The organism is Ramlibacter montanisoli, from assembly GCF_013087525.1.
Lineage (GTDB): Bacteria > Pseudomonadota > Gammaproteobacteria > Burkholderiales > Burkholderiaceae_C > Ramlibacter > Ramlibacter montanisoli.
Window position 1 is genome coordinate 3548844 of the sequence record NZ_JABFCS010000001.1, and the last position, 23692, is coordinate 3572535.

22 protein-coding genes and 7 pseudogenes are annotated in these 23692 nt (G+C 70.2%); 12 read left to right on the forward strand and 17 right to left on the reverse strand.

What is annotated here, in order from left to right; genetic code table 11:
* Window positions 1-70: 70 nt before the first annotated feature.
* Window positions 71-193 (reverse strand): hypothetical protein, encoded by a 123-nt coding sequence (locus HK415_RS25955; protein WP_256373063.1) that lies wholly within the window; start codon window positions 191-193, stop codon window positions 71-73.
* Window positions 194-405: 212 nt separating this feature from the next.
* Here HK415_RS25955 and HK415_RS17580 point away from each other — a divergent pair, with 212 nt between their 5' ends.
* Window positions 406-714: a hypothetical protein gene (locus HK415_RS17580; protein WP_171561500.1), complete on the forward strand. Its 309-nt coding sequence runs from the start codon at window positions 406-408 to the stop codon at window positions 712-714.
* A 12-nt stretch (window positions 715-726) separates the two neighbouring features.
* On the opposite strand, the gene rpe is transcribed toward HK415_RS17580, so the two are convergent.
* Window positions 727-1413 carry a ribulose-phosphate 3-epimerase gene (gene rpe / locus HK415_RS17585; protein ID WP_171561502.1) on the reverse strand — a complete coding sequence of 229 codons (687 nt, stop codon included), beginning with the start codon at window positions 1411-1413 and terminating at the stop codon, window positions 727-729.
* A 55-nt stretch (window positions 1414-1468) separates the two neighbouring features.
* Between rpe and apaG the strand changes: the two genes are divergently transcribed.
* The 3 genes and pseudogenes from apaG to HK415_RS17600 all read left to right on the forward strand — a co-directional run bounded on the left by apaG (window position 1469) and on the right by HK415_RS17600 (window position 4293).
* The gene (gene apaG, locus HK415_RS17590; RefSeq protein ID WP_171561505.1) at window positions 1469-1843 is read left to right on the forward strand and encodes a Co2+/Mg2+ efflux facilitator ApaG/CorD; all 375 of its coding nucleotides are present in this window, start codon (window positions 1469-1471) and stop codon (window positions 1841-1843) included.
* A gap of 18 nt (window positions 1844-1861) precedes the next feature.
* Window positions 1862-3081, forward strand: a pseudogene (locus HK415_RS17595) (cation:proton antiporter); the annotation flags it as partial.
* 82 nt (window positions 3082-3163) lie between these two features.
* A pseudogene (locus tag HK415_RS17600) lies at window positions 3164-4293 on the forward strand (YbdK family carboxylate-amine ligase).
* Between the two features lie 17 nt (window positions 4294-4310).
* Here HK415_RS17600 and HK415_RS25445 read toward each other — a convergent pair.
* Window positions 4311-4958 (reverse strand): hypothetical protein, encoded by a 648-nt coding sequence (locus tag HK415_RS25445; RefSeq protein WP_253261939.1) that lies wholly within the window; start codon window positions 4956-4958, stop codon window positions 4311-4313.
* Between the two features lie 588 nt (window positions 4959-5546).
* Here HK415_RS25445 and HK415_RS17610 point away from each other — a divergent pair.
* The 5 genes and pseudogenes from HK415_RS17610 to HK415_RS17630 all read left to right on the forward strand — a co-directional run bounded on the left by HK415_RS17610 (window position 5547) and on the right by HK415_RS17630 (window position 8969).
* Window positions 5547-6432: pseudogene (locus tag HK415_RS17610) on the forward strand (LysR family transcriptional regulator).
* Between the two features lie 67 nt (window positions 6433-6499).
* Window positions 6500-7466, forward strand: a pseudogene (thiL, locus tag HK415_RS17615) (thiamine-phosphate kinase).
* Window positions 7463-7939 (forward strand): thermonuclease family protein, encoded by a 477-nt coding sequence (locus tag HK415_RS17620; RefSeq protein ID WP_171561507.1) that lies wholly within the window; start codon window positions 7463-7465, stop codon window positions 7937-7939. The pseudogene thiL and the gene HK415_RS17620 overlap by 4 nt, the downstream one beginning before the upstream one ends.
* A gap of 20 nt (window positions 7940-7959) precedes the next feature.
* On the forward strand, window positions 7960-8496 hold the full coding sequence (locus HK415_RS17625; RefSeq protein WP_171561509.1) for a phosphatidylglycerophosphatase A family protein: 537 nt from the start codon (window positions 7960-7962) through the stop codon (window positions 8494-8496).
* On the forward strand, window positions 8493-8969 hold the full coding sequence (locus HK415_RS17630; RefSeq protein WP_309246738.1) for a CinA family protein: 477 nt from the start codon (window positions 8493-8495) through the stop codon (window positions 8967-8969). The genes HK415_RS17625 and HK415_RS17630 overlap by 4 nt, the downstream gene beginning before the upstream one ends.
* A gap of 6 nt (window positions 8970-8975) precedes the next feature.
* Here the strand turns inward: HK415_RS17630 and HK415_RS17635 are convergent, their stop codons facing one another.
* The 13 genes and pseudogenes from HK415_RS17635 to HK415_RS17695 form a co-directional block, all read right to left on the reverse strand.
* Window positions 8976-9257, reverse strand: coding sequence for a hypothetical protein (locus HK415_RS17635; protein ID WP_171561511.1), 282 nt, complete (start codon window positions 9255-9257; stop codon window positions 8976-8978).
* 105 nt (window positions 9258-9362) lie between these two features.
* Window positions 9363-9572, reverse strand: a complete 210-nt coding sequence (locus HK415_RS17640) for a hypothetical protein (RefSeq protein WP_171561514.1) — start codon at window positions 9570-9572, stop codon at window positions 9363-9365.
* Between the two features lie 109 nt (window positions 9573-9681).
* Entirely contained in the window at window positions 9682-10089 is a 408-nt protein-coding gene (locus HK415_RS17645) for a putative toxin-antitoxin system toxin component, PIN family (RefSeq protein ID WP_171561515.1), read from the reverse strand.
* Entirely contained in the window at window positions 10073-11290 is a 1218-nt protein-coding gene (locus HK415_RS17650) for a THUMP domain-containing class I SAM-dependent RNA methyltransferase (RefSeq protein ID WP_171561517.1), read from the reverse strand. Before HK415_RS17650 ends, HK415_RS17645 begins: the two co-directional genes overlap by 17 nt.
* Window positions 11287-12852, reverse strand: a complete 1566-nt coding sequence (locus HK415_RS17655) for an RNA polymerase factor sigma-54 (RefSeq protein WP_171561520.1) — start codon at window positions 12850-12852, stop codon at window positions 11287-11289. The genes HK415_RS17650 and HK415_RS17655 overlap by 4 nt, the downstream gene beginning before the upstream one ends.
* A 19-nt stretch (window positions 12853-12871) precedes the next feature.
* Window positions 12872-13656, reverse strand: a pseudogene (gene lptB / locus HK415_RS17660) (LPS export ABC transporter ATP-binding protein).
* Window positions 13656-14279 carry a lipopolysaccharide transport periplasmic protein LptA gene (gene lptA / locus HK415_RS17665; protein WP_171561522.1) on the reverse strand — a complete coding sequence of 208 codons (624 nt, stop codon included), beginning with the start codon at window positions 14277-14279 and terminating at the stop codon, window positions 13656-13658. The pseudogene lptB and the gene lptA overlap by 1 nt, the downstream one beginning before the upstream one ends.
* Before the next feature lie 111 nt (window positions 14280-14390).
* A complete protein-coding gene (locus tag HK415_RS17670; RefSeq protein WP_171561525.1) occupies window positions 14391-15041 on the reverse strand; it encodes a thiol:disulfide interchange protein DsbA/DsbL in 651 nt (216 codons plus the stop codon).
* Window positions 15042-15053: 12 nt separating this feature from the next.
* A pseudogene (locus HK415_RS17675) lies at window positions 15054-15702 on the reverse strand (SPOR domain-containing protein).
* Between the two features lie 2 nt (window positions 15703-15704).
* Window positions 15705-17380: pseudogene (gene argS / locus HK415_RS17680) on the reverse strand (arginine--tRNA ligase).
* A gap of 101 nt (window positions 17381-17481) precedes the next feature.
* Window positions 17482-17940: a DUF2214 family protein gene (locus HK415_RS17685; protein WP_171561527.1), complete on the reverse strand. Its 459-nt coding sequence runs from the start codon at window positions 17938-17940 to the stop codon at window positions 17482-17484.
* Window positions 17937-18881 carry a LysR family transcriptional regulator gene (locus tag HK415_RS17690; RefSeq protein ID WP_171561529.1) on the reverse strand — a complete coding sequence of 315 codons (945 nt, stop codon included), beginning with the start codon at window positions 18879-18881 and terminating at the stop codon, window positions 17937-17939. The genes HK415_RS17685 and HK415_RS17690 overlap by 4 nt, the downstream gene beginning before the upstream one ends.
* Window positions 18882-18955: 74 nt before the next feature.
* Window positions 18956-20128, reverse strand: coding sequence for a CaiB/BaiF CoA transferase family protein (locus HK415_RS17695; RefSeq protein WP_171561531.1), 1173 nt, complete (start codon window positions 20126-20128; stop codon window positions 18956-18958).
* A gap of 46 nt (window positions 20129-20174) precedes the next feature.
* On the opposite strand from HK415_RS17695, the gene HK415_RS17700 reads away from it, so the two are divergent.
* On the forward strand, window positions 20175-20846 hold the full coding sequence (locus tag HK415_RS17700; RefSeq protein WP_171561534.1) for a glutathione S-transferase family protein: 672 nt from the start codon (window positions 20175-20177) through the stop codon (window positions 20844-20846).
* Between the two features lie 6 nt (window positions 20847-20852).
* Here HK415_RS17700 and HK415_RS17705 read toward each other — a convergent pair whose 3' ends face one another.
* Window positions 20853-21806, reverse strand: a complete 954-nt coding sequence (locus HK415_RS17705; RefSeq protein ID WP_171561536.1) for a Bug family tripartite tricarboxylate transporter substrate binding protein — start codon at window positions 21804-21806, stop codon at window positions 20853-20855.
* A 344-nt stretch (window positions 21807-22150) separates the two neighbouring features.
* Between HK415_RS17705 and HK415_RS17710 the strand changes: the two genes are divergently transcribed.
* Window positions 22151-22918: an amidohydrolase family protein gene (locus HK415_RS17710; protein WP_309246739.1), complete on the forward strand. Its 768-nt coding sequence runs from the start codon at window positions 22151-22153 to the stop codon at window positions 22916-22918.
* 82 nt (window positions 22919-23000) lie between these two features.
* Window positions 23001-23681, forward strand: coding sequence for a haloacid dehalogenase type II (locus tag HK415_RS17715; protein ID WP_171561538.1), 681 nt, complete (start codon window positions 23001-23003; stop codon window positions 23679-23681).
* Window positions 23682-23692 lie beyond the last annotated feature (11 nt).

The following is a 23692-nucleotide window of genomic DNA, read 5'->3' on the forward strand; positions in this document are numbered from 1 at the left end:
CTGTTTTCTTGTCAGCCGGTCGGGGAACGGGGAACCGGCGCCGGCGGCGCCATGGCTGTGCGGCAGGGGTTCAGCTCGGATCCAGGTCGAACACGGCCTCGAGGCCGCGCGCCAGGGCGCCCAGGGCGACGAGGCCCACGACGCCCGCGGCGATCAACGTCAGCCAATCCGGAATCACAGGTGCGATCTCCATCCACGTCTCCCTTGGCATTCTTTGCGGTTCCGCATTGGAGCAAGCCTCAGCCGCATGAACCGTAGCCCTTCAGCGGGCGCGTTTGTGGGGCGAAGCCGTCACCCCCGTAGGCGCTTTCCCACAGTGGCATGGGTATCCGGCTGGCTGGCGCGGCACCGTCCTACTGTCGTGGCACAGGGTCCGGCGCACCATGGCTGCCTCAGGAGAACGCGATGAGCAAACGCATGCAGGAAGAGCGGCACGACGAGGCGCCGCGGCCCTCGGAAGGCAACACCATCACCGCGCAGGGAGACAAGCAGTTGCCCAAGGCACGCACGCCCAACGAGCGCGACGAATCCGCCGACAGCCAGGCCGGCGCCAACCCGCAGGCGCGCCGCCTGGGCGAGATGGCGCACGACGACGTGATGGAAGGCCAGCAGGACACCAGCAAGGCGCAGGAGATGGACGCGACCTACCACCGCGTGCAGCAAGCCAGCGAGCCTGCCCCCGTCGAAAAGGCGAACAGCCGGCAGCGGCGCTAGCCGCGCGGGTTGCTAGCCGCGCAGCTGCGTGCGCATCGCGTCGATGACGCCCCTGTAATCGGGCTTGCCGAAGATCGCGCTGCCGGCCACGAAGGTGTCGGCACCGGCGGCCGCGATGCGCGCGATGTTGTCCGTCTTCACTCCGCCGTCGACTTCCAGGCGGATGTCGCGGCCGCTCGCGTCGATGCGCTTGCGCGCGTGCTCGATCTTGCGCAGCGCCGAGTCGATGAAGCCCTGGCCGCCGAAGCCCGGATTCACGCTCATGACCAGCACCAGGTCGATGTCGTCGATCACCCAGTCCAGCACATCCAGCGGCGCCGCCGGATTGAAGGTCAGGCCCGCCTTGCAGCCCGCCGCCTTGATCGCCTGGACGCTGCGGTGCACGTGCGCCGACGCGTCGGGGTGGAAGCTGATGTAGTCGGCGCCGGCCTCGGCGAAGGCCTGGGCCAGCGCATCGACCGGCTGCACCATCAGGTGCACGTCGATCGGCACCGGCGTGCCGTCCGGCTTCTTCGCGTGCGGCTTCAGCGCCGAGCAGATCATCGGGCCGAAGGTCAGGTTGGGCACGTAATGGTTGTCCATCACGTCGAAGTGGATCCAGTCGGCGCCGGCGGCGATGACGTTGCGGACCTCCTCGCCCAGGCGGGCGAAATCGGCGGACAGGATGGACGGGGCGATGCGGTAGGTGCGCGTGCTCATGGCGGGATTGTCGCAAACGCCCCGGCCGGGTCCTGCCGGGTTTAGCATTCGCCCCATGCCCCGCTACGCCTTCGAGGTGCAAGTTCAGCCGCAATACCTGCCCGAGCATTCGACGCAGGGCCTCTGGAGCTTCGCCTACACCATCACCATCCGCAACACCGGCGAGGTGCCGGCCCAGCTGATTTCCCGCCACTGGATCATCACCAACGAGCTTGGCGAGGTCGAGGAGGTCAAGGGCCTCGGGGTGGTCGGCCACCAGCCGCTGCTCAAGCCCGGCGAGTCCTTCGAATACACCAGCGGCTGCCGCCTGCGCACCGCCAGCGGGACCATGCAGGGGACCTACTTCTGCGTGGCGGAGGACGGAGAGCGCTTCGAGGTGGACATCCCCGCCTTCGCCCTGGACGACGGCACGCGCCGCGTGCTGCACTGACGCCCCGGGAGTCCCGGCATGGATGAAGTGATGGCGATCTGGGCCGAGTGGCTCAAGCCCTCGGCCGGCCTGCCCACGGTGCAGTGGTCGCTGCTGCTGGCGCTGGCCGCCGCGGCCGGCCACCTGCTGCAACGCTACAGCGGGCTGCCCAAGGTCGTGGGCTATTCCATCGTCGGCACGCTGGCCGGTCTCGCCGGCTTCTCCGGCGCGGCCTGGCCGCTGCAGGGCGTGGCACTGTTCCTGCTCGAACTGGGGGTCTCGGTGGTGCTGTTCGAATCGGGCGGGCGCATCGCGCTGCGCTGGTTCCGGCACAACCCCATGGTGCTGCTGCAAAGCCTGGCGGAGTCGGTGCTGACGGCCGTCGCCGTCTACTACGTGCTGCGCTGGCTGGACGTGCGCGCCAACGTCGCGGAAGGTGTAGCCCTGATCGCGATGGCGGCCTCGCCCGCGGTGCTGAGCCGGGTCGTGATGGACACGCGCGCCGCCGGCCCGGTGACCGAGCGTGCGCTGGTGCTCTCCACGCTCAGCACCTTCTATGCACTGACGCTGGTGAGCGCACGCGCCGGCTCGCTGCACCGCGACGAGACCGCTCTGGTCGCCACGCTGTACCCGGTGGCCGTGGTACTGGGCGTGTCGGCCGTGGTCGGCGGCCTGCTGGCGCTGGCCCTGCGCTCGGCGCTGCGCTTCATGAGCCCGGCCAGCGAGAACACCTCGATCCTGCTGATCACGCTGATCGCCGCCGGCACCGCCCTGGCGGCGCACTTCGGCGGCTCCGCGCCGTTGGCCGCGCGCTGGGCGGCCTGCTGCTGAAGCAGCTGCATCCGCGGCCCTGGGCCTGGACCCGGCAGCTGGGCACGGCCGCGTCGCTGCTGACCATGCTGATGTTCGTGCTGGTGTCGGTGGTGGCGTCCAAGGCGGACTGGAACCCGGGCGTGGTCGGCCTGGTCGCGGCCGTCGTGGTCACCCGCTCGCTGTGCAAGGTCGGCGGCGTGTCGCTGGCCAACTGGGGCAGCGGCACCAGCTGGCGGCAGGCGGTGTGGACCGGCTGCGCCATGTCGCCGATGTCCTCGATCGCGCTGCTGCTGGTCTCGCAGTTCGTCAGCTCCTCGCTCTCGCTGGGGTCGCGCATCGCCAGCATCGCGCTGCCGACCATCCTGATGATGGAGATCCTGGGCGCGATCATCGCCACCTTCGCGATCTACCGGGCCGGCGAGAGCCTGAAGCCCTGGGAGCCCAGGGCGACCACGCTGGCGCCGGGGAAGCGCGTGGATAGGCTGGACTCCCCGCTGGCCCGCGCCCGCGATCGCGCGCGAGGAGCCGATCGCGCTGGAGGCCTTCCAGCGTTCCAGCGCGCTGTCGCTCGGGGTCGAACTGGAGCTGCAGCTGGTCAACACGCACGACTACGACCTGGCGCCCTACTCCGCCGAGATGCTGCGGCTGATGGAACGCATCCCGCTGCCCGGCTCGGTCGTGCCGGAGATGACCTCCAGCATGATCGAGATCTCCACCGGCGTCTGCCAGTCCAGCAACGACGTGCTGGGGCAGCTCACGCAGATCCGCGACGCCCTGGTGCGCTGCGCCGACAAGCTGAACATCGCCTGCGTCGGCGGCGGCACGCACCCGTTCCAGCAGTGGCACGAGCAGCGCATCTACGACCGGCCGCGCTTTCGCCAGCTGTCCGAGCTGTACGGCTACCTGTCCAAGCAGTTCACGATCTTCGGCCAGCACGTGCACGTGGGCTGCCCCGACGCGGACAGCGCCCTGCTGATGCTGCACCGCATGTCGCGCTACATCCCGCACTTCATCGCGCTGTCGGCCAGCTCGCCCTTCGTCCAGGGGCAGGACACGCAGTTCGATTCGGCGCGCCTGAATTCGGTGTTCGCCTTCCCCATGTCGGGCCGCGCGCCCTTCACGCTCAGCTGGGACGATTTCGGCAAGTTCTTCGCCAAGACCACGCGCACCGGCGTGATCAAGAGCATGAAGGACTTCTACTGGGACATCCGCCCCAAGCCGGAATACGGGACCATCGAGATCCGCGTGTTCGACACGCCGCTGACGGTCGAGCGGGCCGCCGCGCTGTCCGGCTTCGTCCAGGCGCTGGCCTCCTGGTTCCTCGAGGAGCAGCCCTTCATGCCGCAGGAGGACGACTACATGGTGTACACGTACAACCGCTTCCAGGCCTGCCGCTTCGGGCTGGAAGCCGTGTACGTGGAACCGGAGACCGGCGACCACCTGCCGCTGCGCGAGCACATCCTGCGCACTATCGAGCGGATCGCACCGCACGCGCGCGCGCGCTCGGCGCCGCGGGCGCGGTGGACCGGCTGCGCGAGAGCGCGGCAGCCGGCAGCAACGACGCCCGCTGGCTGCGCGACACGCAGGCGCACGAGCGGCTGCTGGCCGAGATGGTGCGGCAGGCCGCCGAGCGATTCCGGGGCACCGCCGCGCGGTAATCGAATTGCCGGCCTGGTCAGGCGGCCAGCAGGTGCGCCCGCAGCCCGCGCCGGGGCGCCGGCTCGATGGCAGGACCCGGGCCGAGCCGCGCCCACATCTGCACCGTGTGCGACGGCCGCGGCGCCTGCAGCAGCGCGTGGATCTCCGCGTAGGGCCCGGCCTGCTCGGGATACTCCTGCAGCGCCTGCGACAAGGGATGCATCGACAGTCCGTGTGCCGTGGCGGCAAGCTGCGCCCGCACATAGGCGCGGCCGGCCTGCACCTGCATGCGGCGGCCATTGCCCGCGCTCACGAGCCAGAAGAACGCAGGCGTGGCGAGCAGCTTCGCATCGAAGTCCGTGATCTGCCGGCGCAGGACGCTGTCGTCCGGTCCCGGCGCCCGCGTGCGATCGAACAGGCCGATCGCGTCGACGGCGCGCAGCAGCGGCTGGTTGATCGAGATGCCGTCGCGATGCCGCGAGATCTCGGCAGGGCCGATGCGCAGCCACCGGTAGGACTCCAGCAGCGTGCGCGGCGTCACCAGCTCGATGCGCCAGGCTGCGGAAGCGATGGCGCGATGCCGCGCCAGTTCTTCGGCGCCGCCACCGGTGAAGCCCGCACGCAGGCCTTCGCCCTGCGCCGCCGCCGCGATGGCCCGCAAGGCGCCGGCGGAGGGCTGTTGCATGGCATAGGCCTCCCGGTTGGTGCGGCGGCGCTGGATCTGGGCGAACAGCGGGTCCCGCGCAGCGGCCGCGTCCGGATGCAGGCGAATGCGCGCGACGGGACGTGCATCGGGCCGGTCCGGGCCGAATTCGCCCTCGGGAAACAGCGTGACCTCCGCGCGCTGCCCGCGCTCGCGCGCGCGATGTCCAGCAGCTCGAGGAAGGTGCCCTGGCTCATGAGGATCTGGCGCGAGCGGGGATCGGTCTCGGGCAGCAGCCGCTGCAGGTCGCAGAACAGCAGGATCTCGCCCGGCGTGCGCAGGTCCACCAGCCAGGACTGCAGGTTGTGCGAATGCGGTGCCAGCAACGCATACGACAGTACCCAGCGGCGCACGTCGGCGTCCCCGGCCGCGGGGCCGTTCCAGGCGGCCAGCGCGTCAGCGGGCAGCGCCGACGAACAGCCGGCGGTGGCGGCGAGCACCACGCCGCCACCGGCGATGCGAAGGAAGTTGCGTCGGTCCATGAAGGGCTCCCCGGAATGGAATGCCGCCATTGTGGAAAGCGCGTCCGCGTCCCACAATTGGATATCGACCCATAGCAGCTATGCACGGATGAATAGCGAATTCGACTGGAACCTGGTGCGCAGCTTCCTCGCGGTGCTGGAGCATGGGAGCCTGCTGGGCGCCGCGCGCGCTGCGCGCCAGCCAGCCGACGACGCTGGGGCGCCATGTCGCGGAGCTGGAAGCGCAGTGGGGTGTGGTGCTGTTCGAGCGCACCGGCCGCGGCCTGCTGCCGACCGCGGCCGCGCAGCGGCTGGCCGAAGCGGCCCGCGCGATGGAAGGCGGCGCGGCGCAGCTCGCCCGCGCGCTCTCCGGCGCGGAAACGGAGGAGGCCGGAACGGTGCGCATCACCGCCAGCCAGCCGGTGGCCTGCATCCTGTTGCCACCCCTGCTGGCCCGCATGCGCCTCGCCCTGCCGCAGGTCCAGGTTGAACTGGTGTCCAGCAACGCGGTCAGCAACCTGCTGCGCCGGGAGGCGGACATTGCGCTGCGAATGGTGCAGCCGGAGCAGGCAAGCCTGGTTGCGCGGCGGATCGGCAAGATCACCCTGGGCGCCTATGCCCACCGCGACTACCTTGCGCGCCGCGGCGTTCCGAGGCGGATGGAGGACCTGCTGCAGCACGACGTGATCGCCGGCGACCGCGACGAGCAGGTGCTGCGCGCTTTCCAGGCCGTCCAGCCCGCGGCGACGCGCGAAGCCTTCGTGCTGCGCACGGACGACCTGGTGGCGCAGTGGCAGGCCGTGCGCGGCGGCCTTGGCATCGGCTTCGTCGCCGACTACGCGGCACGAACCGACCCGCAGGTGGTGCCGGTGCTGCCCTCGCTGCGCATCCCGCCGATTCCCATGTGGCTGGCGGTGCACCGCGAGATCCGCACCAGCCGGCGCATCCGGGCCGTGTACGATTTCCTGGTGCACGCACTTCCCGCGGCGCTCTGATCCGGAGGGCGGGGAAGCCGCCGGGCGTTTCCGGGGCCACGGCGGGAGGGGTTAAGCTCGCGCCACCATGGGCGAATTCGACCTGATCGCACGCTACTTCACCCGGCCCGCGCGGCGCAATCCGCTGGGCGTGGGGGACGACTGCGCGCTGCTGCGCCCGGTGCCCGGCATGCAGCTGGCGGTCTCCACCGACATGCTGGTCGAGGGGTCGCCACTTCCTGCCGACGGTCGACCCGCGCGCCCTCGGGCACAAGGCGCTGGCGGTGAACCTGAGCGACCTGGCCGCCTGCGGCGCACAGCCCCTGGCCTTCACCCTCTCGCTGGCCCTGCCGCAGGTGGACGAAGCGTGGCTTGCCGGCTTCGCCGAGGGACTGTTCGCACTGGCGGACATGCACGACTGCGAGCTGGTCGGCGGCGATACCACGCGCGGTCCGCTCACCATCAACATCACGGTGTTCGGCGAAGTGCCGGCCGGACAGGCGCTGCTGCGCTCGGGCGCCCGGGCGCGCGACGACATCTGGGTGAGCGGCACGCTGGGCGATGCCCGGCTGGCGCTGGAAGCCTTCCGCGGCACCGTGTCGCTGCCGCAGCCGGTGTTCCAGGCCGCGCGCGAGCGCATGGACAGGCCGCAGCCGCGCGTGGCGCTGGGGCTGGCGCTGCGCGGGATCGCCAGTTCCGCCATCGACGTCAGCGACGGGCTGCTGGGCGACCTGTCGCATGTGCTGCGGCAATCGCGCGTGGGAGCCACCGTCGACCTCGCCTGCGCGCCGCGCCTGCTGGCGGCCGCCCGTGCCGGCTACCAGCAGGACGCCGCGCAGCTGGAGCAACTCGTGTTCGCCGGCGGCGACGATTACGAACTCGCGTTCACGGCCGCGCCTTCGCACGCGGCGGCCGTGGAAGCGGCGGCCGCCCAGGCGCAGGTCGCCGTCACGCGCATCGGCCGCATCGACGCCGAACCGGGCCTGCGCCTCCTCGACGCCGAGGGCCGCCCGGTCACCCGCCGCTTCGCCGGCTTCGACCATTTCGGCGCATGAGGGCAGCGCTTCTCGTCCTCCTGCTGGCCCTCGCCCCCGCGCTGCATGCGGCCACCTTCCGGGCCACCGTCACGCACGTGACCGACGGCGACAGCCTGTGGGTCAAGCCCGCGGGCAGCAGCGGCGCGATCGAGCTGCGCCTGCTCGACCTCGACGCGCCCGAGAGCTGCCAGTCCTATGGGCCGCAGGCGAAGACCGCCCTGCGCGCGCGGCTGCTGAACGAGAACGTGCGGGTGCGCACGCGCGGCGTGGACGACTACAACCGGCAGCTCGCGCGCGTGGAGCACCAGGGCAAGGACGTGGGCGCGTGGATGGTGAGCCAGGGCTACGCCTGGTCCATGACCTTCCACGGCAAGCGCGGCCCCTACGAGAAGCTGGAGGCGCAGGCGCGGCGCGAGCGCAAGGGCCTGTGGTCGCTGCCCGGCGCGCTGGAGCCGCGCAGCTTCCGCAAGCGTTTCGGCCGCTGCCAGTGAGGCGGCTAACATCCGGCCTCATGACCGACGCCGCCCTCGCCAGCCCCGACGCGCTGCCGCCGCGCCGCCCGACCGTGGCCTTCATGCTCTCGCACCCGGCGCACATGCTGGCCCTGGGCTTCGGCTGCGGACTCGCGCCGCTGGCGCCCGGCACCTGGGCGACGCTGTGGGCCTGGCTGGTGTTCGCCCTGCTGCAGCAATGGCTGGCGCCGGAACACCTGGGCCTGCTGATCGCCGTGTCGCTGCCCCTGGGATGGTGGGCCTGCACGGTCACCGCGCGCCACCTGCGCGTGATGGATCCCACCGCCATCGTCTGGGACGAGATCGTGTGCTTCTGGCTGGTGCTGTGGCTGGTCACGCCGGCGGGCTGGGCCGGCCAGCTGGCCGCCTTCGTGCTGTTCCGCTTCTTCGATGCGGCCAAGCCGGGGCCGATCGGCTGGGCCGACCGGCAGTTCAAGGGCTACGGCTGGCGCGGCGGCTTCGGCATCCTGGCCGACGACCTGCTGGCTGCCTTCTGCACGCTGCTGGTGATCGCGCTGTGGAGGACGCTGGCGTGAACACGCGAGCGCTGTGCGAGCAGCTCGCGCAGGAGATGCAGGCACGCGGCTGGATGCTGGCGACGGCGGAAAGCTGCACCGGCGGCATGATCGCCGCCGCCTGCACGGACCTCAGCGGCTCCAGCAACTGGTTCGAGCGCGGCTTCGTCACTTATTCGAACGAAGCCAAGACGGAGCTGCTCGGTGTCGACCCGGCACTGATCGCGCAGCAGGGGGCGGTGAGCGAAGTGGTGGTGCGGGCGATGGCCTTCGGAGCCGTGCGGCATTCGCGGGCGCAGGTGAGCGTCGCGGTCACGGGCGTCGCGGGGCCCACGGGCGGGTCGCCGCAGAAACCGGTGGGGACCGTGTGGTTCGGGTTCCAGGTGGATGGTCGGCTGACCAGCGAGACGCTGCGCTTCGACGGGGATCGCGCGGCGGTGCGCTCCGCCACCGTGGACCACGCGCTGCAGCGGCTGCTGCAGCTGCTGCCCTGAACGCGCCTATTCCTGGGGGACGATGCGCGCCACCGGCGGGCGGTGGTTCGCGCGCTTGCGGCGGTTGACCAGCCGCGGCAGCAGGAAGGTGCGGCGCAGGCTCTCGGTGGCCGAGGCGGCCGTCGATTTCATGTCGTGTCCGAGGCTCGCGAGTTCCTGGTCCAGCTCCTCGATGCGATCGCTCCACCGGCCCGTCTGCATCTGGTCCATCGCCAGCACCATGCGCAGCGCCAGCAGGTTGCGCACCAGGCGGGCATTGTGCTCTTCGGAGGTGGTTGGTTCGCTCACGGTTGGTCCCTCTTCACGTGCCCACAGCTTCCCATGCAGGGCGCGGGCGGCGTGTCGGAACAGGACGTGAGCGGCATTGGCTTGCGACTACCCGGCGCGTAGGGCTCAGCCCCGGAGCGCGTCGGCGCGGCCGCTGCCACGGCAGTGGACGCAGGACAGATAGAGCAGGCCGGGCGCGGGCTCCAGCGCGGGCTCGTAGCGGTACCAGCCGCCGGAGCCTACGCATTCCTCGCACGCTTGCTGCGGTGCAGCAGGCATGGCAGCGGCGATACCGGCCGGGGCGTCGGGCAATTCGCGCAGGGTCGCTTCGGACATGGGGGCCTTGAATGGATGAATCGGAATGCGCACACGGTACCGCGCGGGCGCGCGGACGGGGTCGGCCCCGGGGCGCGGCACGCGTAGGAAAGGGGCGCTAAACGAGGCTTTACGCGGCGAGGCAGCTGCTTGCGACCACCTGCAGCTGAGCAAGACGCTTGCGCATGCGCAGGACCTCGAAGTCCTTGCTCAACAGGGTGCAGCGGTGCGCCACGGCCAGGTCGATGAACTTCTGGTCGTCGGGGTCGCCGCAGGTGACGCCGGCCTTGCCCGGGACTTCGACCAGTCGCGTGTGGCGGTCGAAGTCCGCCAGCACCTGCTCCGCGCCGCCGCGGTGGTGCGCGACGCGCGGCGCCAGCTTGGGGTAATGCAGCACGCGTGCCAGTTCCTCGCGCATGGCGACGGTGGCCAGCCAGTGCAGCGAGCCCGCGGCCAGCCCGCTGGACACCGCCTGAACCTGCGGGTCGCCGAAGACCAGCAGGTCCAGCACGATGTTGGTGTCAAGAACCAGCTGCATCGCGCCCGCGCGCGGAACCCGCGACCATGTCGAAGCGGAACAGCCGGCACTCGATCGGCCCGTTCCACATCGGGACGCGGCGCGATTCCTTCAGGCGCATGCGCCCCGGCAGCTTGGCATCGGGCGAGAGCACCCACGCGGTCCAGCCCGCGTAGTTGCGCTTCCAGTGCGAGGCCAGTTGCGCGAAGAAGTCGCCGGCCTGCTCCATCTGCGCCTGCTCGCGGCCGCCGCGGCCGGGACCGGCGATGCCGCCGGCCTCGATGCGCTCGCCGTAGGGCGGGTTCAGCAGCATGATGCCGGGTACGTCCGAGGGCGGCATGCGCTGCAGGGCATCGCCCCCGCGCAGCTGCACCACCTGGCCGACGCCCGCGCGTTCGGCATTGCGCTGGGCGAAATCGACCATGCGGAAGGCCACGTCGCTGCCGAACACCGGCACCGGCGAGGCGCGCCTGGCGGCCAGCGCCTGCGCCTTCAGGGCCTGCCAGTCCGCCGCCGCGTGCGGCTTGAGGCGCTCGAAGCCGAAGCGGCGCAGCAGGCCGGGGGCGATGTTGCAGGCCACCTGCGCGGCCTCGATCGCGATGGTGCCGCTGCCGCAGCAGGGGTCGTAGAGCGGCACGCTCGCGTCCCAGCCGCTGGCGGCGATCATGGCCGCGGCCAGCGTTTCCTTCAGCGGCGCCTCGCCCTTGTCCTCGCGCCAGCCGCGCTTGAACAGCGGCTCGCCGGAGGTGTCGATGTAGAGCGTGACCGTCTCCGCTGCGAGGTGCGCGAAGATCCGCGCCACCGGGTGCTGCGTGTCCACGTCGGGCCGCACGCCGGTGCGGTTGCGGAAGCGGTCCACCACCGCGTCCTTGATGCGCAGGGCCGCGAAGTTCAGGCTTTTCAGCGGGCTCTGGTGCGAGGTCAGCTCGATCTTGAAGCTGTCGCGCGTGCCGAACCACTCTTCCCACGGAACCGCGGAGGCGGCTTCGTAGACATCCTGTTCCGCGCGGTAGGGCTGGTGCGCGAGTTCGACCAGCACGCGCTGCGAAAGCCGGCTGTGCAGGTTGAGCTTCATCACCTCCGGCCAGGTCGCGACCAGCTGCACGCCGCCGCGCGCGGTACGCAGCTCACGCGCGCCCGCGCCGCAGATGCGGGCAAGCTCGTCGGCCAGGTAGGCCTCCACGCCACCGGCGCAGGGCAGGAACAGTCGCAGGTCTCTCACAGTTCCTTCCGCAGGTTGGCCGGCGCGATCCGCAGCGCCTCGCGGTACTTCGCCACCGTGCGGCGGGCGCACTCGATGCCCTGTTCCTTCAGCATCTCGGAGATCTGGCTGTCCGACAGCGGCTTCTTGGCGTTCTCGGCGGCGACGAACTGCTTGATGAGGGCCCGCACCGCGGTGCTGGACGCATTGCCGCCGGTCTCGGTGCCGAGCGCGGAGCCGAAGAAGTATTTCAGCTCGAAGGTGCCAAAGGGCGTGGACATGTACTTGGCGGTGGTCACGCGGGAGATGGTGGACTCGTGCAGCCCGAGTTCGTCGGCGATCTCGCGCAGCACCAGCGGCCGCATGGCCAGCTCGCCGTGGATGAAGAAGTTGCGCTGCCGCTCCACGATGGCGGTGGACACGCGCAGGATGGTGTCGAAGCGCTGCTGGATGTTCTTGATGAACCAGCGCGCCTCCTGCAGGCGCTGCTGCAGCGCCTGGTGGCCCTCGCCGCGGTGCGCCTTGAGCGCGCCCGCGTACACGTCGTGCACGCGCAGGCGCGGCACCACGTCGGGATTGAGCTGCACGCGGAAGTTGGCGCGGGTGCCGCGGCCCACCTGGGTCACCAGCACGTCGGGCACGACGATGTTGCGCTCGACGTCGACGAAGCGGCGCCCCGGCTTGGGTTCCAGCCGCGTGATGACGCCGATGGCGGCCTTCACGTTGGCTTCGCTTTCGCCGGTCGCGTTGGCCAGCCGCTTCACGTCGCGCTTGGCCAGCAGGTCGATCGGCTGGCGGCAGATCTTCAGCGCGGTGCCCACCGCCTCGTCGCCCGGGTCGTCTTCCAGCATCGGCTTGAGCTGCAGCGTGAGGCACTCCGCCAGGGTGCGCGCGCCAACGCCCGGCGGGTCCAGGCTTTGCAGCAGGCGCAGCGCCATGGTGAAGCGGTGCACCAGCTCCTCCTGCTGCTCCAGGTCCTCCGGCGCCAGCCCCTGCGCCATCTGCTCCGGGGATTCCTCCAGGTAGCCGTCGTCGTTGAGCGACTCGATCAGGTAGCGCAGCGCGACGCTGTCCTCCTCGGACAGCCGCAGCGCCAGCGCCTGCCGGTGCAGCCAGGACTGCAGCGATTCGCTGCCGCGCGCCAGCTCGGTGGCGTCCACCTCGTCATCGTCGTTGTTGTTGCGGCGGGCAGCGGGCGCATCGCCGCCCCATTCGCCATCGTCGGCCACGGTCTCGGTCGTCCCGTCGCCCTCCCAGCTGGGGCTTTCGTCGGCGCCGAACTCGCCCGGCTCCGCATCGGCGGCGGCGGACGACGGCGTCTCCGCAGGCGTGGCCGCCGGCGTCGACTCGAAACTGCCCTCGCCCTCGGGCTCGTCGGCCACGCGCGGCGCATCGCTGGTGGCGATGCCGAACTCGTCGCCCGCGTCCTCGCCCTGCACGTCGAGGAAGGGGTTGTCGTCCAGCATCTGCTGGATCTCCTGCCCGAGTTCGAGCGTCGACAGCTGCAGCAGCCGGATCGACTGCTGCAGTTGCGGCGTCAGCGCCAGGTGCTGGGAAACGCGAAGGGAAAGCCCCTGCTTCATGCTGCCGTGGGTCCCGCTCTCACATCCGGAAGTGCTCGCCGAGGTAGACCCGGCGGACGTCTGCGTTGTTGACGATCTCGGCCGGCGTGCCCTGTGCCAGCACGCTGCCCTCGCTGATGATGTACGCGTGGTCGCAGATGCCCAGCGTCTCGCGCACGTTGTGGTCGGTGATCAGCACGCCGATGCCGCGCGACTTCAGGAAGCTGATGATGCGCTGGATCTCGATCACCGCGATCGGGTCGATCCCCGCGAAGGGCTCGTCCAGCAGGATGAAGCGCGGCTGCGTGGCCAGCGCGCGCGCGATCTCCACGCGGCGCCGCTCGCCGCCGGAGAGGGCCGGCGCCGGCGAATCGCGCAGGTGTTCGACCCGCAGGTCCTGCAGCAGGCCGGTCAGGCGCTTCTCGATCTCCTCGCGCGACAGCGACTTGCCGTCGGGGCTGCGCTGCAGCTCAGGACCGCGCGCACGTTGTCCTGCACGTTCAGCTTGCGGAAGATCGAGGCTTCCTGCGGCAGGTAGGACAGCCCCAGGCGCGAGCGGCGGTGGATCGGCATGTGCTCCACCGGCTTGCCGTCGATGGAGATCTCGCCGCCGTCGGCGCGCACCAGGCCCACGATCATGTAGAAGGACGTGGTCTTGCCGGCACCGTTGGGGCCGAGCAGTCCCACCACCTCGCCCTTGTCCACCGCCAGCGAGACGTCCTGCACCACCGTGCGCCCGCCATAGGACTTGCGCAGGTGGCGCGCTTCCAGCCGGCTCGTCACCGCGACGGGTGCGGCGGCCTGCCCGGTCTCCACGTCACCCATCAACGGCTCTCCTGCCCGAGGGTGGGTGCCGCGCGCAGGCGCGCCGGCGGCGCCGAGGCGGCGCCGGCCGGGGCCGAGGCGCTGCTGCGCGGCGCCAGCGTGGCGCGCACGCGGCCACCGGGATTGGAGGGCGTCGCCGAGGCGGAGCCGCCGTCCACGGTGAACTGGTCGTTGGTGTTGTCGTAGGTGATGACGGCGCCGGTGGTCTCGTCGTTGATGACGGTGCCGCGCAGGCGCCGCATCTCGGCGCGGCCGATGAACTTCACGCGGTCGGCGCGGCCGTCGTACTCGATGGTCTCGGCCTCGCCCTCGATGAATTCGTCCACGCCGTCGCGCTTCTGGCGGAAGAAGGCCTGCTTGCCCGGTTCCGACGTGACCACGCCGAACTGGTAGCCCTCGGGGTCCTGCTTGACCGTCATGCGCGCGCCGCGGATCACGATGGAGCCCTTGGTCACGACCACCTTGCCCGTGAAGACGCTGGTCTGCTGCACGTCGTCATAGCGCAGGGTGTCCGCCTCGACGTTCATGGGCTTGGTGCGGTCCGCCTTTTCGGCGCCGGCCGGGGCGGCCGCCAGGACCAGGACGGCGAATGCGAGCGAGAGGGTGGCGGAGGTGATCTTCATAAAGGCACGAATCTTGCTCGGATTGTAGCCACCAGGGACGAAAAAGCCCGCGGCAGGCGGGCTTTTTCCGGGTAGGCCGCACGGAGAATGCGCGCGGCTTGACGAGGGTCGCTATTTCGCCCTGCGCACTTCGCCGACGAGGTAGTCGACGATCTGCAGGCAGCGGTCCATGGTGCCGGCCATGGTGGCGTCGGTGTAGTAGCGGCCGGCCACGCCCATGGCGGGCACGCCGTCCACCTGGTACATGTCCTGCAGCTGCGCCGCGCGACGGGCCTTGCCGGAGACGTCCGCCGAGTTGTAAAGCTCGGTGAAACGGGCGCGGTCCAGGCCGTTCTTTTCCACGAAGGCCAGGATGGACTCGGCCCGGTTGGTGGGCTGCTTGTGGACGTGGATCTCCTGGAAGACCTTGCTGTGCATCTCGTCGAGCTTGCCCATGGCTTCCAGCGTGTAGAACAGGCGCTGCTGCGGCACGAAGTCGTCGCGGAAGGCGACCGGCACGCGGCGGAAGGAAACGTCCGCGGGCACGTTGCGCAGCCACGCGTTGAGCTTGGGCTCGAAGGCGTTGCAGTGCGGGCAGCTGTACCAGAAGAATTCGACCACCTCGATCCGGCCCGGCGCGGCTTCCACCGCCGCCTTGCGATCGAGCTCGCGGAAGTCCTTGCCGTCCTGCGGCCGGCGCTGCGCCAACACCAGGCCCGGCACGCCCAGGCCAGCGGCGCCCAGCACGGTGCCCGCTGCGGCCGAAAACTCGCGTCGTTTCATTGCTTGCTTCTCCTAGCGCTGCACGCGCACCAGCGCGGTGTCGAAACCGCCGGCATCCAGCTTTTCCTTGTTGCGGTCGGCCTCGTCCTTGTTGGTGAAGGGGCCCACGCGGACCCGGTACACCTGGCGGCCGGCCTGTTCGCGTTCCGTCACCTTGGCCTCGATGCCCATGAGCGAGAGCTTGGCGCGCTGCGCCTCGGCGTCTTCCTGCGTGCGGAAGGCGCCGGCCTGCACGAAATAGAGGAAGGGGTCGCTGCCGCCGGGGCCGGTGCGGGCGGCGGCGAGGTCGCCCAGCGGATCGGCCGGCGCCGGGCGGCCCGCCACCGCGGGGGTGCGGGCGGCTTGTCCTTGTCCTTGGCGACTTCCTTTTCCTTGCCGGCGGCCGGCTCGGAGGCCTTCGCCGCGGGCGGCGTGGCGGTCACGCCGGGGGCGGGCGGCAAGGCCTTCGCCGGGTTCTTGCCGTACAGGGGCGCGTTGGGGTCCCAGTTCTGGTTCTTGCGCGACTCCGCGGCGTCCTGCTCCGCGGAACGGCTGGGGCCCTTGTTCAGGAAGGGGACCGGCACCTTGGTCACGTAGACCGCGACCGCCAGGGCGGCCCGAGCCCCAGCACGATGCCGATGATGACGCCGACGAGGGTGTTGCCGCTTTGCTTGTGTTTCATGCTCACATCTTCTGCGGGGCACCGACGCCCAGCACAGCCAGTCCATTGTGCAATACCTGCGCGACGGCGGCCACGAGCGCCAGCCGCGCCCCCTTCAGCTGCTCGTCGTCCACCAAGATCCGCTCGCTGTCGTAGTAGCTGTGATACGCCGCCGCCAGCTCGCGCAGGTAGAAGGTGACGTCGTGCGGCGCGAAATCCGTCGCCGCGGCCGCCAGCATCTCCGGGTAGCGCGCCAGCTGCAACATGAGGTTCAACGCGGCCGGGTGCTCCAGCGACGACAGGTCGGCACCGGAAAGCGTCTTCACGTCGCCGCCCCAGGCCGCCAGCACCGAGCAGATGCGGGCATGGGCGTACTGCACGTAGTACACCGGGTTGTCGTTGTTCTGCGCCAGCGCCAGGTCCACGTCGAACACGTACTCGGTGTCGGGCTTGCGGGACAGCAGGAAGAAGCGCACCGCGTCCTTGCTGGTCCACTCCACCAGGTCGCGCAGGGTCACGTAGCTGCCGGCGCGCTTGGAGATCTTCACTTCCTCGCCGCCGCGCATCACCCGCACCATGGTGTGCAGCACGTAGTCCGGGTAGCCCTCGGGGATGCCGACGCCGGCGGCCTGCAGGCCGGCGCGCACCCGCGCGATGGTGCCGTGGTGGTCGGTGCCCTGGATGTTCACCACCTTGCCGAAGCCGCGCTCCCACTTGGTGATGTGGTACGCCACGTCGGGCACGAAGTAGGTGTAGCTGCCGTCGCCCTTGCGCATGACGCGGTCCTTGTCGTCCCCGTAGTCGGTGGACTTGAGCCACAGCGCGCCGTCCTGCTCGTAGGTCTTGCCCGCGTCGCGCAGCCGCTGCACCACGGCGTCCACCTTGCCGCTGGTGTAGAGGCTGGACTCCAGGTAGTAGTTGTCGAAGCGCACGGCGAAGGACTGCAGGTCCAGGTCCTGCTCGTGGCGCAGGTAGGCCACGGCGAACAGGCGCATGCCGTCCAGGTCCTCGACGTCGCCGCTGGCGGTGAACTCGCGGTCGTCGGACTTCACGGACTTGCGCGCCATGAAGTCGTCGGCGATGTCCTGGATGTAGTCGCCGTTGTAGGCGGCTTCGGGCCATCCGGCATCGCCGGGCTTGAGGCCGCGCGCGCGCGCAGCTGCACGCTGGTGGCCAGGGTGCTGATCTGCACGCCGGCGTCGTTGTAATAGAACTCGCGCCAGACGTTCCAGCCCTGGGTGGCGAACAGGTTGCAGATCGCGTCGCCCAGCGCCGCCTGGCGGCCGTGGCCGACGTGCAGCGGGCCGGTGGGATTGGCGGACACGAATTCGACCAGGATGCGGCGGCCATGGGCCGGCTGGTGGCCGAAGGCAGCGCCGCTGGCCAGCACCTCGCGCACCACTTCCTGCTTGGCGGCGTGCTTCAGGCGGATGTTCAGGAAGCCCGGGCCGGCGATTTCGACCGCGTCGACCCACTGGCGGAACGCCGGCGAAGCCAGCAGGGCCTCGCGCAGCGCCTCGGCGACCTGCCGCGGGTTGCGCTTGAGCGGCTTGGCCAGCTGCATGGCGGCGGTGCAGGCCAGGTCGCCGTGCGCCGCGACCTTGGGCAGCTCGAACGCCGCCTTGTCGCCGGCACCCGGCGACAGCTGGTCCAGCCCGGCTGCGAGCGCAGCGAGCAAGTCTTGTTTTGCTTGGAGCATGGGGGATTTTAAGAGGTGGCCCTGCTGGGGTTCGCTTCGCTCACCGCCAGCCTACGATTACACCCGGTAGGCTGGTGGTGAGCCCCAGCGAACCCCAGCGCTCAACCCTTCCCGCCGAAGCCGCGCGCCAGGAACACCGCCGCCAGCGGAATGAAGGGAATGATGTGGGCCTGCAGCATCACCAGCTTGCGCGCCTTGCGCACTTCCTCCGCCGCCGGCAGGCTGCCGTTGGCGCGCAGCGCCTTGCGCCAGCGCAGGAAGCGCAGCGTCGGCGCGATCGAGATCAGAGCCACCACCACGAAGGCCGTGAGCTTCACGTGCAGCAGCCAGTTGCCCCAGTACCAGGCGGCGCCCTTGGTGCCGAAATAGATGCGGACGAATCCGGTCACCAGCACCGTCATGGCCGCGATGCCGTAGATGCGGTCCAGCGTCACCAGCCGCTCGACGATCTCCGGCCGCATCCATTCGGGCCGGCACAAGGCCGCCTCGCTGGTGATGAACACCACCAGCGCGAGGATCGCCGAGATGTGGAGGAACTGCAGGATCGCGTCCTGGGTCATGCGTGGGTCCTTGCCGGCGCCATCCAGAAGTGCGGCTGCGCGTAGTGGTGTTTCAGGAAGTCGATCCACAGGCGCACCCGCAGCGGCAGGTGCTTGCGCTGCGGGAACACGGCGTAGATCCCGTTGGGCGGCGCGGCGAATTCCGCCAGCACCTCCACGAGGCGGCCGTCGGCGATCTCCTGCTCCACCTCCCAGGTGCTGCGCCAGGCGATGCCCCAGCCCTGCAGGCACCAGTCGTGCAGCACCTGGCCGTCGGAGCAGTCGAGCGGCCCGGCCGGCTTCAGGTGCGTGATCTCCGGCTCGGCCTTGCCGCTCTCGCGCGGCAGCAGGAAAGCCCAGCCGCGCGTCTGCGAGGCATCGCTGGAGAGCGTGAGGCAGGCGAACTTCATCAGGTCGTTCGGATGCTCCGGCGTGCCGTGGCGCTTGAGGTACTCCGGCGTCGCGACGCACAGGCGGCGGTTGTCCGCCAGCCGCACGCTGACCAGCGAGGAATCGGGGAAGTCGCCGACGCGCACGGCGCAGTCGAAGCCCTCGCCGGCCAGGTCCACCACCCGGTCGCTCAGGTTGAGCGAGATGGTCACGTCGGCGTGCAATTCGCGAAAGCGCGGCACCAGCGGCGCCACGTGGCGCCGGCCGAAGCCCGCCGGCGCGGTGATGCGCAGGTGGCCGCTGGCCTTGACGCCGCCGGCGCTGACGCTGGCTTCGGCATTGGCCAAGTCGGCCAGCAGGCGCTGGCAGTCCTCCAGGAAGGCGCTGCCTTCGTGCGTGAGCGAGATGCGCCGCGTGGTACGGACCAGCAGCTTCACGCCCAGCCGCTCTTCCAGCGCGTCCAGCCGCCGACCCATGATGGCCGGCGCCACGCCCCCCGCGCGCGCGGCGGCCGTGAGGCTTCCCTTGGTGGCGACCGAGACGAAGGATTCCAGCTGCTTGAGCTTGTCCATGTGCGGCAGATTATGCGCGCGCAGGTCACCAATCCAAGCCTGTTCGACAAGGATTGCTGCGGCACCGCAGCAGGCTAAGGCGGCGTGAGGCGAGCGATCTCGGCGTCCGAGTAGCCCAGTTCGCGCAGCAGCGCCGGGCCGTGCTCGTTGAGCTTCGGAGGCTGCAGCCGCACGCCGGGGCGGTGCTCGTCCAGCATCAGCGGCAGCAGGGGCACGCGGGTGGCGCGGCCGTCCGGCAGGTCCAGCGGCGCCAGGCCGCCGGTCGCGTTCAGGTGCGGATCGTCGAACAGGTCCTGCGGCCGCGTGATGGGCGCGAAGGGCAGCCCCTCCCGCTCGAAGACCGCGCTCAGTTCCGCCGCGCCGTGCGGCGCCAGGCGTTCGCGCAGCAGCGGGATCAGCCATTCTCGCGCCCGGACGCGCTCGTTGTTGCTGGCCAGCCGCGGGTCGGCCAGCAGGTCCGCGTAGCCGAAGGCCTCGCAGAAAGTCTTCCATTGCGAGTCGCTCACCGCCGCCAGGAAGACCTGTTCGCCGTCCTTGACCGTGAACACGTCGTACACGGCCCAGGCGGAGATGCGTCCCGGCATCGGTGCCGCCGGCTGGCCGGTCACCGCAAACTGCATCATGTGCTGCGCGACCAGGAACACGTTGTTCTCGAACAGCGCGCTCTGCACTTCCTGGCCGCGGCCGGTCTGCTCGCGCTGCGCCAGGGCGGCCATGGCGCCGATGGCGCCGAACATGCCGCCCATGATGTCGTTGACGCTGCTGCCCGCGCGCAGCGGGTCGCCGGGACGCCCGGTCATGTAGGCCAGGCCGCCCATCATCTGCACCACCTCGTCGAGCGCGGTGCGGTGGTCGTAGGGGCCGGGCAGGAAGCCCTTGTGGCTCACGCAGATGATGCGCGGGTCCAGCTTCGAGAGCGTCGCGTAGTCCAGCCCCAGCTTCTTCATGGTGCCGGGGCGGAAGTTCTCGCTGACGATGTCGGCGGTGGCGATCAGCTTCAGCGCGGCCTCGCGCCCCTCCGCCGTCTGCAGGTCCAGCGCGATGCTCTTCTTGTTGCGGTTGAACAGCGGGAAGAAGCCGGCGCCGGAGCCGAGCAGGCGGCGCGTGTTGTCGCCCTGCGGCGGCTCCACCTTGATCACCTCGGCGCCCAGGTCGGCCAGCACCATCCCGCAGGTGGGGCCCATCACCATGTGGGTGAATTCGACGACGCGGATGCCGGCGTAGGGAAGCGTTGCGGGTTCGGCCATGTCCGGCATTCTGCAAGATCGATGCGGTCCTGCTATGTTGCGGCGGATGCAGCGCTTCACCCTCTACTCCGGCCCCCTCAGCATGTTCGGCGCGAAGGCGCAGATCGCCGCCCTGGAAAAGGGACTGGACTTCGAGCTGGTGATGGTGCCCTTCGACTTCGAGAAGCTGTACACGCCCAGGCATCCGGAGGTGCTGCGCGTGAACCCGAAGCGGCAGGTGCCCGTGCTGGTCGACGGCGACCTGGCGCTCTTCGACTCCACCCAGATCTTCGAATACCTGGAAGACCTGCGGCCGCAGCCGCCGCTCTGGCCGGCCGACGTGCGCGAGCGCGCCCGCGCCCGCCTGCTGGAGCACCAGTCCGACGAGGTGTACTTCCCGCACGTGGTCCGTCTCATGGGCCTGCAGTCGCAACTGGACGAGGCGCCGGCGCGCGCGGCCATCGAGGCGGCGCAGGCCTTCTGCCTGCAGGTGGAGCGGTTGCTCGCCGGCCGGGAGTGGCTGGCCGGCGGCTTCGGCTTCGCCGACATCGCCTTCTACATGGCGTCCCTGTTCGGCGAGCGGCTGGGCGCGCCTTTCACAGGCGACATGCCGCGGCTGCTGGCCTGGCGCGAGCGCATGACGCGGCGCCCGGCGGTGGCGCAGGTGGCCGGGGCCATGGCTCGCTACCTCGCCTCGGTCGGGCGGCCGGTGCCCGCCTTCCTGCGCGGCCTGCTGTGAGCCGGCCTATTCGGCCTTGAAGCCCGAAGCCTTGATCGGCGCTTCCCAGCGCTTCAGGTGGGCGGCCTGCGTGGCCGCGAGCGCAGCCCCGCTGGCATGCGAAGGCACCAGGCCGAAGCCCTGGATGCGCTCCTGCACGTCGGGCTGGCGCAGCGCATCGGCCACCGCGCGGTCCAGGCGCGCGACCACGTCGGCCGCCATGCCGGGCGGGCCGTACAGGCCGAAGAAGGCATCGGCCGCCATGTTGATGCCCTGCTCCTTGAGCGTGGGAACGTCCGGCAGCGCGCGCGAACGCTGCTCGCCGGTGACGGCGACGATGCGCACCTTGCCCGCCTTGTGGTGCTCGATGGTCTCGGAGGCCGTGTCCACCATCAGCGGAATCTGGCCGCCCACCAGGTCCTGCGCCGCCGGCGCGCCCCCGCGGTAGGCGACGTGCGTGAGCGGCACGCCCGCGGCCTGCGACAGCAGCAGGCCGGCGAAGTGCGGCACGGTGCCGGCACCGGAGGTCGCGTAGTTCGCCTTGCCCGGGTTGGCCTTCAGCCAGGCCAGCACGCTCTTCAGGTCGCCCTGCGGCGCGGCGGGACCGGCGGTGACGGCGAAGTCGAAGGTGACGATGCGCGCCACCGGCGTGAAGTCCTTGATCGGGTCGTAGCCGATGTTGCTGTAGAGCCAGGGCGCGATCACCATCGCCCCGCTGGGCGACAGCACCAGCGTCTGGCCATCGGGCGCGGCGCGCTTGAGTTCGCCCAGCACCAGCCGGCCGGCGGCGCCCGGCTTGTTGTCGACGATGACGGTCTGGTTGAGCGACGCGGCCATCTTCTGCGCCAGCAGGCGCGCGATCACGTCGGCCGAGCCGCCGGGCGGGAAGCCCACGAGGATCCGGATCGTGCGGTCCTGCGCCAGTACGGCGGGCGCGGTGAGGGCGGCGCCGGCAAGGGCGGCGAAGTGGCGGCGTTTCATGGGGAGTCTCCTGGGGTTCGAATCATTTAACATGTTAAAGGTATCGCAGCGGCGCCGCGCCGCCCATCCGGTCGCACCCGGAGAAGCGATTCCCACCCCATCGAACGAGAAGAGACCAAAGGAGCAGTTCCCATGACCGTCATCGACGTCCACACCCACATGTTCACCACCAGGTGGCTGGAACTGCTGAAGGAAGAGGGCGGCATCTACAACATCCAGGTGCGTCCGGACGGGCAGCGCGAGATCTTCCGCGGCAACACGCCGGTGGTGCTGCCGCAGAAGGGCCACTTCGACTGGGAGCTGCGCATCCAGCACATGGACCAGGCCAGGTCGACCTCTCGGTGGTGTCGCTCACCTGCCCCAACGTGTACTGGGGCGGCGAAGAGGTCAGCGTGCAGGCGGCAAGGGAAGCCAACGACAACGTGGCCGACGCCCAGTCGCGCTACCCCGACCGCATCCGCTGGTTCGCATCGCTGCCCTGGGAGTACCCGCAACGGGCCGTCGAGGAACTCGAGCGCAGCTGCGCCAAGGGCGCGGTCGGCGTGATGGTGCTGGCCAACGTGGCCGGCCGGAGCCTGACCGACCCGATGTTCGCGCCGATCTGGCAGGCGATCGACGACCGCAAGCTGCCGGTGCTGGTGCACCCGACCGATCCGCCCGGGGTGGACCTCATGGACATGAGCAAGTTCGACCTGAGCTGGTCGGTGGGCTTCATGTTCGACACCACCCTGGCCATCACGCGGATGATCTTCGAGGGCTTCTTCGACCAGTACCCCCACCTGAAGGTGATCGCGTCGCACGGCGGCGGCACCCTGCCCTACCTGGTCGGCCGCTTCGAGAAGGGCGACGAGGTCGAGCTGGCCTCGCGCCGCCAGATGAAGCGCAAGCCCACCGACTACCTGCGCCATATCTATTACGACAGCATCACCTACGACCTGCGGCCGCTGAAGTACCTGATCGAGGTGGTGGGCCACGAGCACGTCATGTTCGGCACCGACTGGCCGCACTGGGTGCACGACACCAAGGGCGCCTTCGCCAACACCGCCGCCCTGCCGGAAGCGCAGATGAACGCTATCAGATCTCGCAATGCGGAACGCGTTTTCGGGTTCTGAGCTGGATTACCGTACTTCCGATCACGGATCCTGACCTCCAGCCGGCATTAATGCCGGGCAGCGTTCGTAATAGAGTACCGCCATGGATCATCCCAAGGCGGTGCTGTTCGATGCCTATGGCACGCTGTTCGACGTGTACAGCGTGGGCCTGCTCGCGGAACAGCTGTTCCCCGGGCAGGGCCAGGCGCTGTCCGTCCTCTGGCGCGACAAGCAGATCGAATACACCCGCCTGGTCACCACCAGCAACGACGGCGCGCACTACCAGCCCTTCTGGGACCTGACCCGCGCCGGCCTGCGCTACGCCTGCAAGCGACTCGGCCTGGAGCTCACCGACGAGCGCGAGCTGCGGCTGATGAACCAGTACCGGCACCTGTCGGCCTTCCCGGAGAACCGCGAGGTGCTGCAGGTGCTGCGCACGCGCGGCATCACCACCGGCATCCTGAGCAACGGCGACCCGCAGATGCTGGGCATCGCGGTGCGCAGCGCGGAACTCGACGGCCTGCTCGATCACGTGATCAGCGTCGACAGCGTGCGCAAGTACAAGACGCACCCCGATGCCTACCGCCTCGGCGTGCAGGCGGTGAAGAAGCCGGCCGCGCAGATCCTCTTCGTCAGCTGCAACGCCTGGGACGCGCTGGCCGCCACCTGGTTCGGCTACCGCACCCTCTGGGTCAACCGCTATGGCGTCCCCTTCGAGGAACTCGGCACGCAGCCCACCCGCATCGGCACCTCGCTCGACGACGTGCTCGCCTTTTTCGATTAGCAACTTCCGGA

What these genes read in the sequence shown, in the direction of transcription:
- HK415_RS17625 (WP_171561509.1), top strand. Translation starts at nt 7,960, where the DNA reads ATGACCGACGCCGCCCTCGCCAGCCCCGACGCGCTGCCGCCGCGCCGC.
- HK415_RS17705 (WP_171561536.1), bottom strand. Translation starts at nt 21,806, where the DNA reads ATGAAACGCCGCCACTTCGCCGCCCTTGCCGGCGCCGCCCTCACCGCG.
- HK415_RS17640 (WP_171561514.1), bottom strand. Translation starts at nt 9,572, where the DNA reads ATGTCCGAAGCGACCCTGCGCGAATTGCCCGACGCCCCGGCCGGTATC.
- HK415_RS17715 (WP_171561538.1), top strand. Translation starts at nt 23,001, where the DNA reads ATGGATCATCCCAAGGCGGTGCTGTTCGATGCCTATGGCACGCTGTTC.
- rpe (WP_171561502.1), bottom strand. Translation starts at nt 1,413, where the DNA reads ATGAGCACGCGCACCTACCGCATCGCCCCGTCCATCCTGTCCGCCGAT.
- apaG (WP_171561505.1), top strand. Translation starts at nt 1,469, where the DNA reads ATGCCCCGCTACGCCTTCGAGGTGCAAGTTCAGCCGCAATACCTGCCC.
- HK415_RS17645 (WP_171561515.1), bottom strand. Translation starts at nt 10,089, where the DNA reads ATGCAGCTGGTTCTTGACACCAACATCGTGCTGGACCTGCTGGTCTTC.
- HK415_RS17695 (WP_171561531.1), bottom strand. Translation starts at nt 20,128, where the DNA reads ATGGCCGAACCCGCAACGCTTCCCTACGCCGGCATCCGCGTCGTCGAA.
- HK415_RS25955 (WP_256373063.1), bottom strand. Translation starts at nt 193, where the DNA reads ATGGAGATCGCACCTGTGATTCCGGATTGGCTGACGTTGATCGCCGCG.
- HK415_RS17620 (WP_171561507.1), top strand. Translation starts at nt 7,463, where the DNA reads ATGAGGGCAGCGCTTCTCGTCCTCCTGCTGGCCCTCGCCCCCGCGCTG.
- lptA (WP_171561522.1), bottom strand. Translation starts at nt 14,279, where the DNA reads ATGAAGATCACCTCCGCCACCCTCTCGCTCGCATTCGCCGTCCTGGTC.
- HK415_RS17655 (WP_171561520.1), bottom strand. Translation starts at nt 12,852, where the DNA reads ATGAAGCAGGGGCTTTCCCTTCGCGTTTCCCAGCACCTGGCGCTGACG.
- HK415_RS25445 (WP_253261939.1), bottom strand. Translation starts at nt 4,958, where the DNA reads ATGCAACAGCCCTCCGCCGGCGCCTTGCGGGCCATCGCGGCGGCGGCG.
- HK415_RS17685 (WP_171561527.1), bottom strand. Translation starts at nt 17,940, where the DNA reads ATGACCCAGGACGCGATCCTGCAGTTCCTCCACATCTCGGCGATCCTC.
- HK415_RS17700 (WP_171561534.1), top strand. Translation starts at nt 20,175, where the DNA reads ATGCAGCGCTTCACCCTCTACTCCGGCCCCCTCAGCATGTTCGGCGCG.
- HK415_RS17580 (WP_171561500.1), top strand. Translation starts at nt 406, where the DNA reads ATGAGCAAACGCATGCAGGAAGAGCGGCACGACGAGGCGCCGCGGCCC.
- HK415_RS17670 (WP_171561525.1), bottom strand. Translation starts at nt 15,041, where the DNA reads ATGAAACGACGCGAGTTTTCGGCCGCAGCGGGCACCGTGCTGGGCGCC.
- HK415_RS17690 (WP_171561529.1), bottom strand. Translation starts at nt 18,881, where the DNA reads ATGGACAAGCTCAAGCAGCTGGAATCCTTCGTCTCGGTCGCCACCAAG.